At 68.2% G+C, this 14,621-nt stretch carries 16 protein-coding genes; all 16 read right to left on the minus strand.

Annotated elements, in window-relative coordinates; translation table 11 throughout:
• Positions 1-4,512 (minus strand): phage tail family protein, encoded by a 4,512-nt coding sequence (locus MQN93_RS42095; RefSeq protein WP_242713654.1) that lies wholly within the window; start codon positions 4,510-4,512, stop codon positions 1-3.
• Positions 4,513-4,620: 108 nt separating this feature from the next.
• Positions 4,621-4,995, minus strand: a complete 375-nt coding sequence (locus MQN93_RS42100) for a hypothetical protein (protein WP_242713655.1) — start codon at positions 4,993-4,995, stop codon at positions 4,621-4,623.
• A 20-nt stretch (positions 4,996-5,015) separates the two neighbouring features.
• Positions 5,016-5,417, minus strand: a complete 402-nt coding sequence (locus tag MQN93_RS42105; RefSeq protein ID WP_242713656.1) for a hypothetical protein — start codon at positions 5,415-5,417, stop codon at positions 5,016-5,018.
• A 38-nt stretch (positions 5,418-5,455) separates the two neighbouring features.
• The gene (locus tag MQN93_RS42110) at positions 5,456-6,016 is read right to left on the minus strand and encodes a hypothetical protein (RefSeq protein ID WP_242713657.1); all 561 of its coding nucleotides are present in this window, start codon (positions 6,014-6,016) and stop codon (positions 5,456-5,458) included.
• Between the two features lie 3 nt (positions 6,017-6,019).
• Complete coding sequence (locus tag MQN93_RS42115; protein ID WP_242713658.1) at positions 6,020-6,208, minus strand: hypothetical protein; 189 nt, start codon at positions 6,206-6,208, stop codon at positions 6,020-6,022.
• On the minus strand, positions 6,205-6,426 hold the full coding sequence (locus MQN93_RS42120; protein WP_242713659.1) for a hypothetical protein: 222 nt from the start codon (positions 6,424-6,426) through the stop codon (positions 6,205-6,207). The genes MQN93_RS42115 and MQN93_RS42120 overlap by 4 nt, the downstream gene beginning before the upstream one ends.
• Entirely contained in the window at positions 6,426-6,890 is a 465-nt protein-coding gene (locus tag MQN93_RS42125) for a hypothetical protein (RefSeq protein ID WP_242713660.1), read from the minus strand. The genes MQN93_RS42120 and MQN93_RS42125 overlap by 1 nt, the downstream gene beginning before the upstream one ends.
• Positions 6,887-7,258 (minus strand): hypothetical protein, encoded by a 372-nt coding sequence (locus MQN93_RS42130; protein WP_242713661.1) that lies wholly within the window; start codon positions 7,256-7,258, stop codon positions 6,887-6,889. The genes MQN93_RS42125 and MQN93_RS42130 overlap by 4 nt, the downstream gene beginning before the upstream one ends.
• Before the next feature lie 72 nt (positions 7,259-7,330).
• Positions 7,331-7,663, minus strand: coding sequence for a hypothetical protein (locus MQN93_RS42135; protein WP_242713662.1), 333 nt, complete (start codon positions 7,661-7,663; stop codon positions 7,331-7,333).
• A complete protein-coding gene (locus MQN93_RS42140) occupies positions 7,660-8,106 on the minus strand; it encodes a hypothetical protein (protein ID WP_242713663.1) in 447 nt (148 codons plus the stop codon). Before MQN93_RS42140 ends, MQN93_RS42135 begins: the two co-directional genes overlap by 4 nt.
• Before the next feature lie 2 nt (positions 8,107-8,108).
• Positions 8,109-8,507 (minus strand): hypothetical protein, encoded by a 399-nt coding sequence (locus MQN93_RS42145; RefSeq protein WP_242713664.1) that lies wholly within the window; start codon positions 8,505-8,507, stop codon positions 8,109-8,111.
• A 65-nt stretch (positions 8,508-8,572) separates the two neighbouring features.
• On the minus strand, positions 8,573-9,484 hold the full coding sequence (locus MQN93_RS42150) for a phage major capsid protein (protein ID WP_242713665.1): 912 nt from the start codon (positions 9,482-9,484) through the stop codon (positions 8,573-8,575).
• A 135-nt stretch (positions 9,485-9,619) separates the two neighbouring features.
• The gene (locus tag MQN93_RS42155; RefSeq protein WP_443744620.1) at positions 9,620-10,378 is read right to left on the minus strand and encodes a phage scaffolding protein; all 759 of its coding nucleotides are present in this window, start codon (positions 10,376-10,378) and stop codon (positions 9,620-9,622) included.
• 39 nt (positions 10,379-10,417) lie between these two features.
• Positions 10,418-11,434, minus strand: coding sequence for a putative phage head morphogenesis protein (locus tag MQN93_RS42160; RefSeq protein ID WP_242713667.1), 1,017 nt, complete (start codon positions 11,432-11,434; stop codon positions 10,418-10,420).
• Positions 11,434-12,969: a phage portal protein gene (locus MQN93_RS42165; protein ID WP_242713668.1), complete on the minus strand. Its 1,536-nt coding sequence runs from the start codon at positions 12,967-12,969 to the stop codon at positions 11,434-11,436. The genes MQN93_RS42160 and MQN93_RS42165 overlap by 1 nt, the downstream gene beginning before the upstream one ends.
• Positions 12,970-13,069: 100 nt before the next feature.
• Positions 13,070-14,620, minus strand: a complete 1,551-nt coding sequence (locus MQN93_RS42170; RefSeq protein WP_242713669.1) for a hypothetical protein — start codon at positions 14,618-14,620, stop codon at positions 13,070-13,072.
• Between the last annotated feature and the right edge of the window lies 1 nt (position 14,621).

Raw genomic sequence — 14,621 nt, forward strand, 5'->3', positions numbered from 1 at the left:
TCAGGCTCGCTCCCTGTCGAACTTGCGGAGGGCTTCCTTCATCTCGCTCACAAGCGCGTTCGCGGCCTGGCGGCGCGCGGCGGGGGTGGAGAAGTCGAAGGTGCCGGACACGGTGATGTTCTCGATGACGACGCTGCCGCCGCTGCCGGTCATGCTCTGCATCGCCGCCGTCTGCTCCGCGGTGAGGACGGCTTCCGGCTTGCGGGTCTTGTTGATCGCGAGCGTCGCCCCGGGCTGGAGGAGACCGCCGGAGTCGTACTTCGCGGCCGGGGCGAAGCCCCACTGGCTGGTGAACAGGGGGTCGTTGTAGCCGCGGGCGCTCTTGCCCATGTGGACGCCGCGGCCGCCGGACGACTCGACGTTCATTCCGGCGAGGGTGCCCGCAGTGTGACCGACGCCCGCATTCGTGATACCGATCATGAACGGGGACTTCAGGTTGCGGACCCAGCCGGACGGGCCGGGCGGGAACGAGCCGGTCGCCCACCGACGATGCGGACGTTCCCCCCTAATTACGGACTCAATGGCTGACATCAGTCCAGAACAGTCCCAACTGGGGTTCCCATTTCCAGCCCATTGATACGGTAGTCCGTTTTGCGTCTTCACCCAGGCGAGCGCCCGCTGCACGGCGGGCCCGCCGACGGCTTTCTTGTCCTCGTTGCCGAACCAGGACATCATCCCGTCGACGGCCTTGTTCGCCAGGCCCTTCAGCAGGCCGCCGAAGCTACCGCCGGGGATGCGGTTGATGAGCGGCCGCACCAGGCTGCTGAGGGCCTTCTGTCCGGCCGACTTCAGGCCGCCGATGACGAGGTCTTTCGCCCAGCTGGCGGCCTTGCCGATGGCGCCGCCGACTGCGGAGGTGACGGTGCCGACGATGCCGCCGGAGGCGAAGTGCTGGGTGCCTCCCTGGTAGCGGCGCTTCTCCTCAGTACGGGAGGGGTTGCCGCCGGTGCCGGTGGGGTGGTCCTGGCCGAGGATGGCGTCGATGCCGCGGTGTCCGCCGAGCTGGGCGACCTGGGCCTTGGACAGGATGCGTTCGCCGGGGGTGAGCATCGCGGGGACGGTGTCGCTGTTGCCGGTTCCGGGGACGACACCACCGCGGTTGAAGCCGAGCGAGATCGACGGCAGGGTCAGCTTGCTGCTGATCTTCCCGGCGATGGTGTTCCACATTTTGCGGATGCCGTTGTTGTAGACGGTGCCGACGACGAATTTGACCGGGCTTCCGATCTTCGACTTCACGCCGTCCCAGATCGTGCCGAGGCTGTTCTTCAGGTTGGAGAAGGCGGTCTTCATCCCGGACGCGAATCCGGAGATCTTCGAATTGATCGTGGAGAAAATCGACTTGACCTTGTCGGACGCCGAATTCCACATGGAAGACCACGTGTTCGTGATCGACGTTTTCAGGCTGGTCACACTGTCGCGGAAGCTCTTCCACGCGCCGGTGAATGCGGTCTTCAGCCCGGACCAGAAGCTGTTCCACTTGTCTTTGACGGTGTTCCACAGGCTGTTCCAGATGGCGACGACGCCGTTTTTCAGATCGGTGAAGATCTGCTTCGTCTTCGACCACAGCCCGGTGAAGAACCCGATGATCGCATTCACCAGATCAGGGATGATCGAGTGCCCGACGAGAACGTCGTACAGATGCTGGAAGAAGCCGACGATCATCTTCACGCCGTCGCTGACGGCGTTCACGAAGTTGGTGACCCACCCGATCACCGTCGTGATCACCGGAACCAGGATGTTGATCGCCCCGGTCAGCACGGTTGCCAGCAGTTGCGCCAGCCCGGTGATCAGAGGCAGCAACGGCGTGAGGACCTGCAGCGCCAGAGTCAGCAGCGACGTCGTCAGCTGAGCGATCGGCGGGATCAACGGCAGCAGAGCGTTGATGATCTGCGGGAACATGGGTGCCAGCGCGGCAAGGAACTGGCCGAACATCTGCACAATCGGCACCAGCGCGCCCACGATCGGCAGGAGGCCCTGAGCGAGCGCACCCACCAGCGGCACGATCGCCGCCGCGATCGACGAGATGATCGGGCCGAGCGCGGTCACGATCGCCGCGATCAGATCCCCGAGCGGCTTCAGCAGCGGCATGACCGCTTCCACCACGCCGACGAGGACCCCGCCCACCTGCGTCACGATCGGCAGAAGCGCGTCGATGATCGGCATCAGCGCCTCACCGAGGGTCTTCGCCAGCTCCGCAAGGACCGGGCCGAACCGTGTCGCCAGGTCCGTGATGACCGGGGCCAGCTTCGCCAGCAGCGGCAACAGCGCCTGAATCACCGCACCGAGCGTCCCCGCGAACAGCTTGGCGATCGCGTTGATCGCGGTGAAGATACTCGTGAGGGCCTTCTGCACCTCGGGCATCGCGGTGATGCGGCGCAGCTCGGCGAACACCGACCCGAGCGTCCCGAGCGCATCCCCGCCACCAGCGGCCGCGGCCTTCATGATGTTGCCGATCGTGCCGCCGATGTCCCCGAGCAGCTGGCCGAACTGTTTCGCTACCTCGATCGCCCCGTTGATCGAGTCCTCCAGCGCGCCTGACTTGAAGGCACCACTGAGCTTCTGGGACACCCGGTCGGCGGCGCCAGCCGCGGCGGTGGTGAGCCGCTCGAACGCCGGCGACGCAGCAATCGAGATCTGGGTGAGGCCGGTGATGATCTGCCCCGGCAGCCGTGACAGGGGTGCGAGGCCGCCGTTGAGGCCGTCGAAGAGCTGGCGCAGCTGCCCCGACTTGCCGAGCTGTGTGATGGCGTCAGCGGCGTTCTTCGCCATCTGGTTGAGGACACCGGCCGTGCCCACCAGTCCGGCCTTCAGGGACGGCAGGACCGCGGTGGACAGCTGCGTGAACTTCTGCCCCAGCCCCGCGAACAGGGCGTTCTGCACGTCCAGTTTCAGCGCCCGCCATGCCTCCCGCTGGGCGAGGACCGCATCGACGAAGGCACGCGCGTTCGGGGCGAGCTTCGCCATGGCGTTCGCCGTCGCGGTCGTCGCCGTGGCGCTCTTGGTCTGCGCGTCCGCCAACGCCTCGGCGGCTTCTCGCGCGGCTTCCTGGGCGTCGGCGATCTGCCGGGCGCCGTCCTTCGCTGCCTGCGCTGCGGCGGCCTGAGCGTCCGCGACATCCCGCTGCGCCTTCGCGACCCGCTGCGCCCCGTCCTGCTGCGTGCGGGCCGCTTCGATTTCCGCGTCCTTCAGTTCGCGGGTCTTGTCGGTGACTTCCTGACTCGCGTCGGAGATCTTCTGTTTGGCGTCGGTGACGGTCTTCGAGCCCTCGACACCCGCGGCGTTGGCCTCGTCGGTCTGTGTCTGCAGCCTTGCGGTCTCGGTCTGCTGCTCCTGCAGGGCCTGGACGGCCTTGTCGTACTGCAGTTGCGCCTTGTCGAGGTCCTCCTGCGAGGCTGCGGCGCCCTTGGCCTTGACCGCGGCCAGTTCCTGTTCGGCGTCCTGGAGGTCGAGGACCTTCTGCCGCTGGTCGAGTTGGGCGTCCGCGAGCCGGTTGTTGAGGTCTTCGAGGTCCTCGGCGGCCTGCTTGCGGGCGTCGTTGAGGTCTTCCTGCGCTTTCCGTGCGGCGCGCTGCGCGTCGGCGAGGTCCCGTTCGGCGGACTCGACGGACTCCAGCGCGCGCCGGTTCGCGTCGGCGACATCCGAGACGGTGTTCTTCAGGTTCTGCTGCGCGTCGGCGATGTCCCGTGCGGCCTTGATGCGGGCCTGTGCCGCGTTGACCTCAGCGTCCTTCACCGCCTGCTGGGCTTTCGCGAGGGAGCGTTGCGCTGCCTCTACACGGCGGGTGGAGTTCTCCGCCGCGGCCGCACTCTTGGTGGCTGGCGCGAACGCCTGCTTGAAGGCGTCCCCGATCCCCGAGGTGCCGATCTTGATCGCGGCGAACGCGGATGCCAGTGACAGCACCGCCGGTGCGGCCAGCGCGGCGGCCGGACCCATCTGAATGATGGCCTGCCCGAGGGAGGCGATCGTCGGGAGCGCCCCGACGGCAAGCGCGGCGATCCGGGCAATCGACGAGGACAGGATGCTGAGGCCGCCGGACGCCCCACCACCGCCGCCAAGGCCGCCGAGGAAGTTGGCCCGGACGTGGACCGTGCGGTCGCGGGTGAGGATGTCCAGACGCGCGGCAGCAGCCGCCGTGTCAGCGTCTGCGTCGACGCGCACGGTACGCCGCTGGGTGAGGTTGGCTAGGTCGGCTGCAGCGACCCGGGTGTCCATGTCGGCAAGCACGTTGACCATGCGGTCGCGGGTGAGTGCGTCCAAGCGGCCGATGGCTTCAACATCATCGACGTCCACAAACAGTCGGACGCGGCGGTCGATGGTGAGCGCGGTCAGTTCGCCGAGCGCGGAGCCTTCGTCGATGTCCGCTGCGAGGGCGACGGTGCGGCGGCGGGTGAGCAGAGCCAGGTCGTCGGCCGCCGTGCGGGTGTCCATGTCGGCGGTGATTTTGACGGTGCGCTTCTTGATCAGCTTGTCGAGCTTGGCGACCGCGTCTTTGTCGTCGAGATCGACGCCCACGCTGACCGTGTGCTTGGAGGCCTTCAGTCGGTCGATCGCCCGGTCGTAGTTGGACTCGTCGGCGGTGACCTCGACATAGCCCTCGGCGATCCGGAACGAGCCGGCCATCTACCCTCCCTTTGCCACGCTCACGAGTCCCGGGAACTTGGCCCGGAACTGGGTCAGTGAGAGCTCGGTCCTCTCACTGCTGCCACGCGCATGCGTGGCGGTCGTGCTCGTGCGGGTTGGGGTGGTCGTCGGCTGGCGCTCTTCGCGTTCTTCCTCGGCCAGGGCCGCCATCACGCCCTGGTATGCGGTCAGCCGGTAGGCCAGTGAGAAGTAGCGGGGTCCGCTGATCTCGACTTGCTCAAGGTCGAGTCCGTAGATGGCCAGGAAGTCGGCGTCGATGTCGTCCTGATGGTCGAGGACCCACAGCCGCTCCTCGACCCGGTCGACGATGGCCTGCGCACAGTCCGGCTCTCGTAGTTCTTCGAGGGCTCGCACCCATGCGGCAGGGCCGTCGTCTACTTCGCTTTTCCCCCTTGCTTCTTCCGCCCGAGGGCGAGGTCGAGGACCTTGTTGATGATCCATTCCATCTGGTCCTCAGACAGCGACTTGGACTGCTCCAAAGCCATGTAGGCGTCCTCTCCGAGGACGCGGATCAGGAGCGGCGCTGCGGCCAGCTCACGGCCGTGCTCGCGGGCCTCGCGCATGAACTGCAGCGCCACACCCGGGGGGATCAGCTTCGGGATCGTGTACTCGTCGTCGCCGATGTAGAACAGCGGGACGCGCTCCTCCTCGACTTCGTCGTCGGCGTCGATCCGCAGGGGCTCGAAGTCAAGGTCGTCTCCGAGGCCGTTGGCAGGCCTGGCCGCCGCCTTCTTACGGGCGGCGGTCGTCTGGCGGGTACGGGTGGTGGATGCCATGGGTGGTGCTCCTCGCAGTGGGCAGAGACAGGTGTGGGTCAGCTGGTCTCGTCGACGATGTGGAACGGGGCCGTGACCTCGCTGACGTAGTGGCCGGCGAGCTTGGCCGGGATCAGCGTCTGCTTGTCCTTCGTGTACGCGACCTCGACGCTGTCCGTGTTGAGCATCTTCCGGCCGATGATGCGGCGGCGGAGCTGGTCGGGGGCGTACCCGTCGAGGATGACGGCGAAGTAGTTCGGCTGCGTCGCGCTGGAGGTGACGTTGGGCTCGAACGACTTCCAGCCCGTGCCGGACGCGCTGGTGCCGCCGTTGAGGACCAGCGACAGGTTCTCCAGGGTGGCCTCCGCGAGGCTGGTCTCGATGGTGAAGTCCTGCTTGGTGAGGCGGGAGCCGACGCGGAGGGTGATCTGGTCGACTTCCAGCTCGCTGTAGGTCTGGTCGACGGACAGCTTCACGCCGTCCTGGGTGCCGCCCAGGTCGGTCCATGCGGACGCTGCGGGGGTCGTGTTGACGGCGGTGTCAGCGGGCTCGGTCGCTTGGAAATCCCCGTGGTAGAGGGTTGCCGGGCCTTGAATGAGATTCGTGGTCGAGACTGCCATGGGTCAGTTCTCCTTGCTTCCGGTCGCGCCGGACGTCTTCTTGGTGGTAACCGGCGGCGCGGGCGCGGCCGGGGTCTCGGGGGCCGGGGTGTCTTCGACGAGGAGGCCCTGCCGCTTGAGGTCGAGGTAGGCGGCGTCGCTGACCTCGATCTCCTCCCAGGGGCGCTTGGTGATGCGGACGCGACGGGTCATCGGTAGTTACTCCTCACGAGCGGGAACTGGTGGTGGCTGAACTGCGGGTGGAAGCGGATCTCCATGCAGTCCTCGGGGCGCAGACTCGGCGGGCACAGCACGATCCGGACCGGGCCGGTGAGGAGGAACTCCAACTCCGCACGGTTGTCGTGGACGAGGGTCTTGCCGTTGTAGGAGAGGAGCTGCCCGTGCGGCGTGTCCTCCTGGATGGCCCACATCACGACGGCACCTCCGTCCACACGACGACGAGGCCGGGAACCGCGTAACGGGCGTACGACGACGGGTCGTCCGGGACACGCCGGTGCTCGCCGGTGGTGTACGCGGACAACACACGCGCCTGGGGGTAGCCGGACGGCAGCGTCACCGTCTGCGGGATCGCCGGGTGGTTGTAGCAGGCGGCCTGGATCGCCTCCGCCAGACAGGCGGCCTTGTTCCACGGCGGCTTCTGCGACTGCGAGTTGGTCGCCCAGCAGTCCACGCCCATCACCGGCTCCCGCAGCGGCACGTACAGGTTCGGGGTGCCGCCCGCGCTGGTGATGGTGACGAACCCGGTGTCCGCCCACGACAGGCTGCCGTCGCTGCCGGGCTTGGGGAGGGTGGTGGCGACGATGTCACCGACCACGGTCTTCAGCCAGGCGATCGCGACCAGCTCCGGAGTGGCGCGCAGCACAGGCGTTGTCATGGTGTCCTCCGCTGGTAGAGCGCCGTGCGGAGGAAAGGCTGCGGGGCGGTGCCGGGGTGGTTGACGCGGGCCACCGGATGGTCAGCGCCCTCCCAGTACAAGGCCTGCTTGTAGCGCGGCTTGATGACGTGCGGGCTCGTGCCCATCTCCACGTCCGTGCAGTAGTTGACGTCGAGGGAGCCGACGCGCAGTACCTTGTCGTGGACTTCGGCGCGCAGGGATTCGAGGAGGCGGCCGGTGCGCTTGGGTACGTAGTTGCGGGCGTCACCGAGGATGGCGTCGCCGATGCTGTGTTCGAGCCAGTCGTTGATGGCTGCGTCGACGTGTGCGCGCGCTGAAGGGTCGATCCGCACACCGGATCTCGCCATGGCCGCCTCCTCTCCGAAGCCGGTCTCGTACTCATGGCCTGCCTGGTCTCCCCAGGCGTGTGGCCTGTGCTGTTAGGTGGTGCGCCGCAGGTCGAGCCGGATGTCCGGCACCGATGCGGGGTTCGCCATCGACGACGTCGCATCGACGATGTAGATGGCACCCGTCCGCTCGTCCTTCACCCGGTCCTGGTCGGTGACGTCCGTTGCGGCCGGGACGCGGGCGATGGCGTAGCGGACGATCCGCGGGGTGGGGTCGTCTCGGGTGGTGACGCGGCGGGTCTGCTCGATGAGGGATGCCGGGACGCCGGTGGCGATGGGGGTGTCGGTGTCCTGCTCGTCGCCGTAGGCGTCGGTGGTGGTGCCGCGCAGGATGCTGACCCGGGTGGTGGCGATGGCCTGCATCACGGCCCCCCCGTGTACGGCGCCCACACCATGTGCTCGTCCGACCCGTCCGACAGGGCATCCCCGACGATCGGCCCGGCCCCCTCTACGGCGGAGCGGATGTGCACCGTCCGGGACCGCATCCACGACACCCGCTTCAACGCGCGGGCGGCCATGGGCGCGAGGACCAGGCCGTCGCCCTGAAGCGTGGTGGAGACCTGGTCTTGCTGGATCTGCGTGGCATCCAGCCGCGTCTCCAGCCCGAACTGGCCCGCCAACCAGGCGGCTTGACGGGCGACGGCCTGGCCCAGCCAGTAGAGATCCCGCGTCCGCATCCGGTCCTTGTCCGGGTAGATGCGGTTGCTGAAGATCTCGATGTCTGACTGCGCCTGGGCAAGCTGCTGGTCGGTCACGGACACGCCGGTGGTGTCGATGACCTGCTGCGCAGTAGCCCAGGCGTTGACCACGACTAGTCGCCCGCCTTGCTGGTGTCGCCGCCCGCGTCCTCGATGACGTCGCGCGGCGTGGTCGTGTCCTGCGGGCTGGTGTCGACCGACGCGGGGACGGTCTCCACCGAGTAGGTGAGGACCGTGGACACGCCGTCGCCGTGGTCCTCAGCGCCGTCGAAGGAGACGTCACCACGCGGGTGCAGGCCGCGCTGGATCGCCTCACCGGCAGTCGCCGCACGGTTCGCCGCGTGCGCCTGCTCTTCGCCCGTGCCCGGCCAGTTGGCGGTGAGCACGACGAACTCCTTGACGTGCCTTGTGCCTTCGGAGCCGTCCGCCGACCGCTTGCCGACCTCGACCTCCACGTCCCCGGACTTCGCCGGGAACTGCTTCGACGCGGCGGTCTTCTTCGCTGCTGCCATGGCTCACCTCCTTGCCGGCCGCCGTACCGCCCGGAGCCGCGGGCGGTACGGGGTCTGCGAGTTGGTCAGCCGATGAGGAGCGACGCCCCGGCGGGGTGGCCGTAGGCCCATCCGCGGCGGGACCGCATCTTGAGGATCGACTCGTCCGTGAGCGCGGACAGGCCGTCGCGTCCGTCGATGAACACACTCTCGGGGCCGGAGCGGATGCCGAGGAGCATCAGCTCCGGGTTGACGAACGCCATGACCGGGCGGCCGCCAGGGCGGCTGCTCATGGTGGGCGAGGTGCGGGCGCCGAGCGACCAGGTGATCGGCACGTCGAAGATGGTGTCGGGGGTTCCGGCGACGCCCTTCACGAAGATGGGTTCGCCCTGCGAGTCCTTGACGCCTCGCAGTGCCTTCCGGAACGCAGGCGAGGCGATCGCGATCATTGTGGAGGGGTCGAAGTAGTCGCCCGTCTCCACGAGCCCGAGGCACGCGTTGTACTCGTCGTACTGGACGTTCCCGGCGGTGGCTGCGACGGTGATGTTGCTGTCGCCGGTGTAGCCGAGGTTGTTGTCCGTGGTGTGGAGCAGCGTGTACAGCGACGTGAAGGGGACGCCGGCGCCGGGTGCTCCGGTGACGGCGATGCAGGCGTTGTCGAGGGCCTTGGCGTAGGACTTCGACCAGCCCATCATCTTCGCCTGGATGATGTCTGCGACGGAGTCGTCGATGTCCTCTTCCGCGATGCGGACGGCCTTGCCGAGCTTCTTCGCGTTGAGGGTGACCTCGTCGTTGAGAGAGGTGTCCTCGCCGTAGGCGCCGCCCTTGTCGACGACGTCGACGTCCATGCCCGCGGTGCGGGGGACGTTCTTGGTGTCGGAGCCCATGGTAATGCGGGCGGAGTGGGCCTCGACGGCGGAGACCTGAAGGATTTGCTGGACGACGAGCGAGGTTTCCCACTCTTCGGGGATCCAGGCTTCCATCGTGTTGCGTGCCACGGTGGCCCTCCTGCGGGCTTCGTGATGGGGATGCGGCTGTCGGCTCGGGCCCCATCACGGGCGCCTGCAAGCAAGGGCGGTGGTCTGCTCCGATCACCGGAGCTGTTCACCTGGTGATGAATATACCTCTGGTCGTCAAGCCTTACCCAGGATGCGGGTGGCGTGGACTTCCCAGCTGTTCTTGGGCTTGTCCGGTGCGGCCTGCTTCGGCGCCCCGGTCGGGCGCGGCTTGGGCTTCGGCTTGTCCTGCGGGAGCAGCTCCGGGTAGTCGGCCTTGACCCGGTCCACCTCGGCCTCGACGCCGATGAGGTCACCCTCGTCGTCCACTGAGATGGCGTCCCAGTCGACGAGCTTCAGCAGCCGGTCCGGGCTGGCGAACCCGGCCTCGGCTAGCGCGGCCCGGACGCCGGAGCGCTTCATCGGCTCCCGGAACTTCTTCTCGCCTTCCTCGCGCGCCTCGCGCAGGGCCTTCTCGTGGTCGGTCTCGTTGGCGCGGGCGGCGTCTTCGAGCTCTTTGTTGCGGAGCCGGTGGCGCTTACCGTCCTCGTTGGACTTCTTCAGCGCGGCCTGCGTCTTGCGCCACTCCGCCTCGGACGGTGGCTTCCACGGCTCGGGCTCGTCCTTCTTCGCGGGGGGCTTCGGCTTCGGCGTGCCCTCCGGCTTCGGCTCCGGCTCGGGCTCCGGCTCGGGGTCGTCGGCTGGCTCACCCTCGGGGGTGTCGTCGATCTCGACGTCGAAGTCGGTGTCGTTGTCGTCGCCTTCGGCGCCGCCCGCGATGACGTAGATCGGGCGGTCGTCTGCGCGGTATCCGAGGATCGTGCCTGGGGGCAGGCTGATGCCGTTGGGCTGTGCGGTGCTGGTGCTGTGGTGGATGCCCATCTGGTGTTCTCCCATCACGGGTTGGCGGTAGCCCATCGGCGGGCTGCCGTTGGTTTATGCGGCGGCCGGGAAGCGGCCGGTGCGGATGGCGGTGCGGGCTGTGGCGTCGACTGCGGGCAGCAGGTCGTCGACGGTGCGGAGCAGTTCGCGTGCGGCGCGCAGGCGGGCGGCGCGGGACTCGGAGGGGCGGGCCCGGCCGTAGCCGATAGAGCGGTGCGTCTCACGCTGCAGGGCCAGCGGGAACGGGATGCCAGAGGTGGTCCATGCGTCGTCCCAGGGGACGACGCGGCACCTGCAGTGGCTGTGGAGAGGCGGCCCCTCCACCGCGGCCGCCCGGGCGCGGCGCTGGCGGGGATCCCACGACAGGCCACCCGGGAACGGCTCGTCGGCCTTGACGACGCGGCCGGTGTAGGCGAGGCAGCGCACGCACGCATCGGCTTCCGACACCCACACCCGCAGCGGTGCGGTCGCCCGCACGACCGCATCGAGGCCCTCGTGCACGGCGGTGTTGATGACCCACGCAATGTGCGCGCGGATCGCAGGCACCACAGCACGGGCCGCACCGAGCCCGGCCAGCAGATGCGACCAGCGCGACACACGATCCGGGTGCAGCAGGAACACGGCCCGCCCGCGGCGCTCGGCGATCACGTCACGGATGCGGCGTGCCTCGTTGCGCAGGACCCGGCCCACGCGCGGCACCGGCGGAGGACGACGCAGGCTTCCGGACGCGGCCTGAACGAACGCGGTGCCCTGCCGGACACCCATCGCGATGGCCGAGCCGAGGCCGCCGGCGAGGACATCCGGCGCCCGGCCGGCGAGGTCGTCGATCAGGCGGCGCACTGCGGCACGGGCCGCCGCGACGATCCTGCGGAGCATGTCGCCGGGGGTAGACGGCTGGTTGGGGCCGCCGAATGCCCGGGTCCAGGCCGCGAGGGTGCGGCGGATGAGGTCTTCGAAGGCGCGGTCGCTGTCGCGGATGGTGCGCTCGCCGAGCTGGTTCTCCAGGGCGATGACGTCGCCTGTGTGGTCGTCTTGTACGAGGCGGGCCAGGCGGTCGCTGTTGTACGCCATCAGCCTTCCTCCTGCGCTTGCGCGAGGGCTTCGAGGTCGTCGATAGCGCCGGACATGAGTGCGGTGACCTGCTCGCTGGTGATGACGCCGAGGGCCTGGGCGGCGCCGAGCTTCTGCGCGCTGTCGGCGAGGGAGGCGAGGACGTCGACGCGGCGCTGCAGTTCGGCGTCGTCCGTGCCGGACAGCCAGGCGTCGACCTGCTCGGCGCGGTAGCCGGCTTCCATGAGGGCCTGCTTGCGGGGGACACCGGCCGCGATCTTGGCGGCGACGGTCTGCCAGCCTTCGGCGTCGTCGATGGTCTCGGCTGGCTTCCAGTGCACCGTGACCACTGGGTCGGTGACACCGAGGCGGCGGAGCGCGAAAGTGAACGCTTCACGGAGGGTGGCGCCGTAGGACAGCTGCCGGTTGGCCACCTTCTTGGTGAACGGGGCGTCCTGGGCGCGCACGGATTGCCCGGACGGCTGCTCGCCGGACGGGTCGAACAGGTGCAGCGGGGTGGTGCAGATGACGGCCATGGCACGGACGTTGAACTGGATCGGGTCGAGGAACACGCCCGGCTGCGCGGCGTCGAACTGGCCGACGGACTTGTAGCCGCGGAGCAGCATCATCTCGCCGGGCCCGGCCTTCAGACTGGAGTCGTCACCGGAGTCGGATGGGCCTACACCGTTCTCGTCGATGGGCCAGTCACCGTCGTCAAAGTCTCCGGGCTCCAGGTCGCTGGTGTCGGTGTTCGCGGTCTCGGTGAGGGCGTACCGCTGCGGGAAGCCTTGGTAGTCGACGGTGCCCATGTGCGTCGACTGCAGCTTGGTGATGGCGTTCTGCGGGCCGTAGGCGCCGTAGTGCTCGGGTGTGCCGTACGGGCGGTCGGTGCGGAAGTGGAAACAGGGCTGTTCACCCCAGTCGTTCTCGATGCGCCACGACTCCGGGTCCTCTGCATCCGCAGGCCACGGCTTCCAGTCGGCGGCCTTTTCGCCGCGCGAGTTCTTCCCGGTCGTCCACCGCTCGGTCATCCCGTCGGTAAGGACTTCCGCCCGAAGGTACGGGCCTTCGCACCACTGCTTGATCGTGAACCGCTTGCGGCGCGGGTTCTCCTCGTCGTAGATGACACGGACGGTTTGCGGGGAGTTGTAGAACATCTCGACCCGGACGACCGTGCCTGCGTCGTCCTCGACCGGGAGGACCATCAGGTAGGAGTCGCCGTACTCGCCGGCTCGGCGGAAGACGTCGGGCATCTCCAGGTCGAGTTGGTTGTCCTGCCAGACCTTGGAGATGAGGGCGGTCTGTTCGTCGTTGCCGCCGGTGATGCCTGCGATCTCCAGTCGGTCGGTGACGGCGTCGACGGGGGTCTTCGCGAAGTTGAGGTCGAAGTCGATGCGGTGGGCTGCGAGGGCGCGGCGGATGCGGACGCTGGTGAAGACTTCTGGGACCTTGCCGTCGTAGTAGGCCTGGGCTTGGTCGTAGCCGGGCCGTGCCTCGTGGAGTTCTTCGAGGCCGTACATCAGGTCGGCGCGTGGGTCGACCGTCTCGTCATCCAATGCGACCTCCCACCCGTGACCTTTGAATCGAAGGATAGACGAACGCTACAGGCGCAACATGCACCCGTGGCGCATCAGTTCTCCTTCGATGCGTAGCCAGTCACGCGTATGAGGCGCGCGACGCCGACGGCGCAGCCTTCCGCACCGGCGGGATAAATCTCCTCACCGCCGACCCGACCGCATCGACCATGTCGTCGTTCGGGCCCTTCGGAAACGTGCACATCTGCTGCTCCAACTCCGGCAGCCTCCGCGCATGCAACACCCGGCCACGCTGGTAGTGGTTCAGCACACCCTCAGCCCGGGAGAACTTCGGCTCGTTCTGCGACACCGGCTTCACCTTCACCGGCATGTCATGCAGGACCGAACGCCACGTGTCGTGCCCCTGGTTGACCTCGATCAGGATCAGCGCAATCTGCGGGAACTCGTCGAGGATCGCGAGGACCCGGTTCCGCAACAGCGGACCGGGCACCAACTTCACCGCCCACGCGGCGTGCACCGTGCATCGCCGGGTCTGAGCCGACCACGAGACGACGGAGAGGCCAGTGAAGTCGCTGCTCTTCTTCGCCGTCACCGCGGGGTCGATGCTGAGCATCATGTGGGTGACCGGGTCCGGGCCGTCGTCGCCCGGGTAGCGGAAGTCGTCCGGCGTCCACAGTGCCCCGTCCGCGGCCAGCGGGTCGTTCGCCATGTTCTTCGCATACGAGCGGGTGTGCCGGATCTCCACCAGGTAGCCGATGGGCCACTTCGCCGGCCACATCGAGCGTTCCGTGCCGTCCGCGCGCTGCACGATCGGCAGGCTGTGGTGCGGGTGGATGCCTTCCTCACGGATCCACTCGGCGGTGTGGACGCCCTTCGCTGCCTTCACCAGCTGGTGGATGATGCTGCCCGGCATGGTGACGGTCCCGCAGATCACCACGCGGGCGTAGATGTTCAGCGGGAGGATCGCGTCGATGAGCGTGGTGAGGCGCTTCGCGGCCAGGGCCGCCGAGTAGCTGCTCTCGTCCGGCTCTACGTCGTCGCATAGCAGGAGGTCGGGGCGTTTCTCCTCGACCTTCATGCCGAGGCTGCTGGAGTCGATGCCGTGCGCGGCGAAGATGAACCCGGACTTCGAGACGTACATGGACTGCGTGTCGGCGACGTTGGCCCCGGACGGCCGCTTCGCCGCGGTGCACAGGTCGGGGAAGTCTCGGCGGAGCAGGACGTTGCCGTCCAACTCCCGCTTGAAGGTGGACAGGTGGCGTTCGGCCTGGGTGGCGGATGAGGCGAACGCGGCGGCGAAGCGGACGTGCCCGTGCGCGGCGGCCCACATCGGCAGGATCAGGAACCACCATGTCGTCTTGCCGGTGTTGCGGGGCGCGATGTAGGCGTCGCGGGACTCGGCCGGTTCGGCGGCGGGCCGGACCCAGGTGCGGCCGGCGCGGCACCAGTCGAGGTGGGCGTCGCCGAAGGTGATGCGGCCGTCTTCGTCTTTGAGGTGGTGGCGTAGGTAGACGAGGGCGAAGAGGAGGGGGTCGAGGCGGGTGAGGGTGCGCCGGCCTTCGGGGTCGGCGAGGAGGCGTTCGTCGAATTGGGCGAGGTAGGTGTTGAGGTCGAAGGTCTCGGTGTCGAGGCCTTCGAGGTAGGCGGCGTGCGTGCGGGTTGGGGTGGCCACG

Origin of the sequence: Streptomyces spinosisporus (genome assembly GCF_022698145.1) — a bacterium.
Taxonomy (GTDB): Bacteria; Actinomycetota; Actinomycetes; order Streptomycetales; family Streptomycetaceae; genus Streptomyces; species Streptomyces spinosisporus.

What these genes read in the sequence shown, in the direction of transcription:
- MQN93_RS42105 (WP_242713656.1), bottom strand. Translation starts at nt 5,417, where the DNA reads ATGGCATCCACCACCCGTACCCGCCAGACGACCGCCGCCCGTAAGAAG.
- MQN93_RS42110 (WP_242713657.1), bottom strand. Translation starts at nt 6,016, where the DNA reads ATGGCAGTCTCGACCACGAATCTCATTCAAGGCCCGGCAACCCTCTAC.
- MQN93_RS42115 (WP_242713658.1), bottom strand. Translation starts at nt 6,208, where the DNA reads ATGACCCGTCGCGTCCGCATCACCAAGCGCCCCTGGGAGGAGATCGAG.
- MQN93_RS42120 (WP_242713659.1), bottom strand. Translation starts at nt 6,426, where the DNA reads ATGTGGGCCATCCAGGAGGACACGCCGCACGGGCAGCTCCTCTCCTAC.
- MQN93_RS42125 (WP_242713660.1), bottom strand. Translation starts at nt 6,890, where the DNA reads ATGACAACGCCTGTGCTGCGCGCCACTCCGGAGCTGGTCGCGATCGCC.
- MQN93_RS42130 (WP_242713661.1), bottom strand. Translation starts at nt 7,258, where the DNA reads ATGGCGAGATCCGGTGTGCGGATCGACCCTTCAGCGCGCGCACACGTC.
- MQN93_RS42145 (WP_242713664.1), bottom strand. Translation starts at nt 8,507, where the DNA reads ATGGCAGCAGCGAAGAAGACCGCCGCGTCGAAGCAGTTCCCGGCGAAG.
- MQN93_RS42155 (WP_443744620.1), bottom strand. Translation starts at nt 10,378, where the DNA reads ATGGGAGAACACCAGATGGGCATCCACCACAGCACCAGCACCGCACAG.
- MQN93_RS42160 (WP_242713667.1), bottom strand. Translation starts at nt 11,434, where the DNA reads ATGGCGTACAACAGCGACCGCCTGGCCCGCCTCGTACAAGACGACCAC.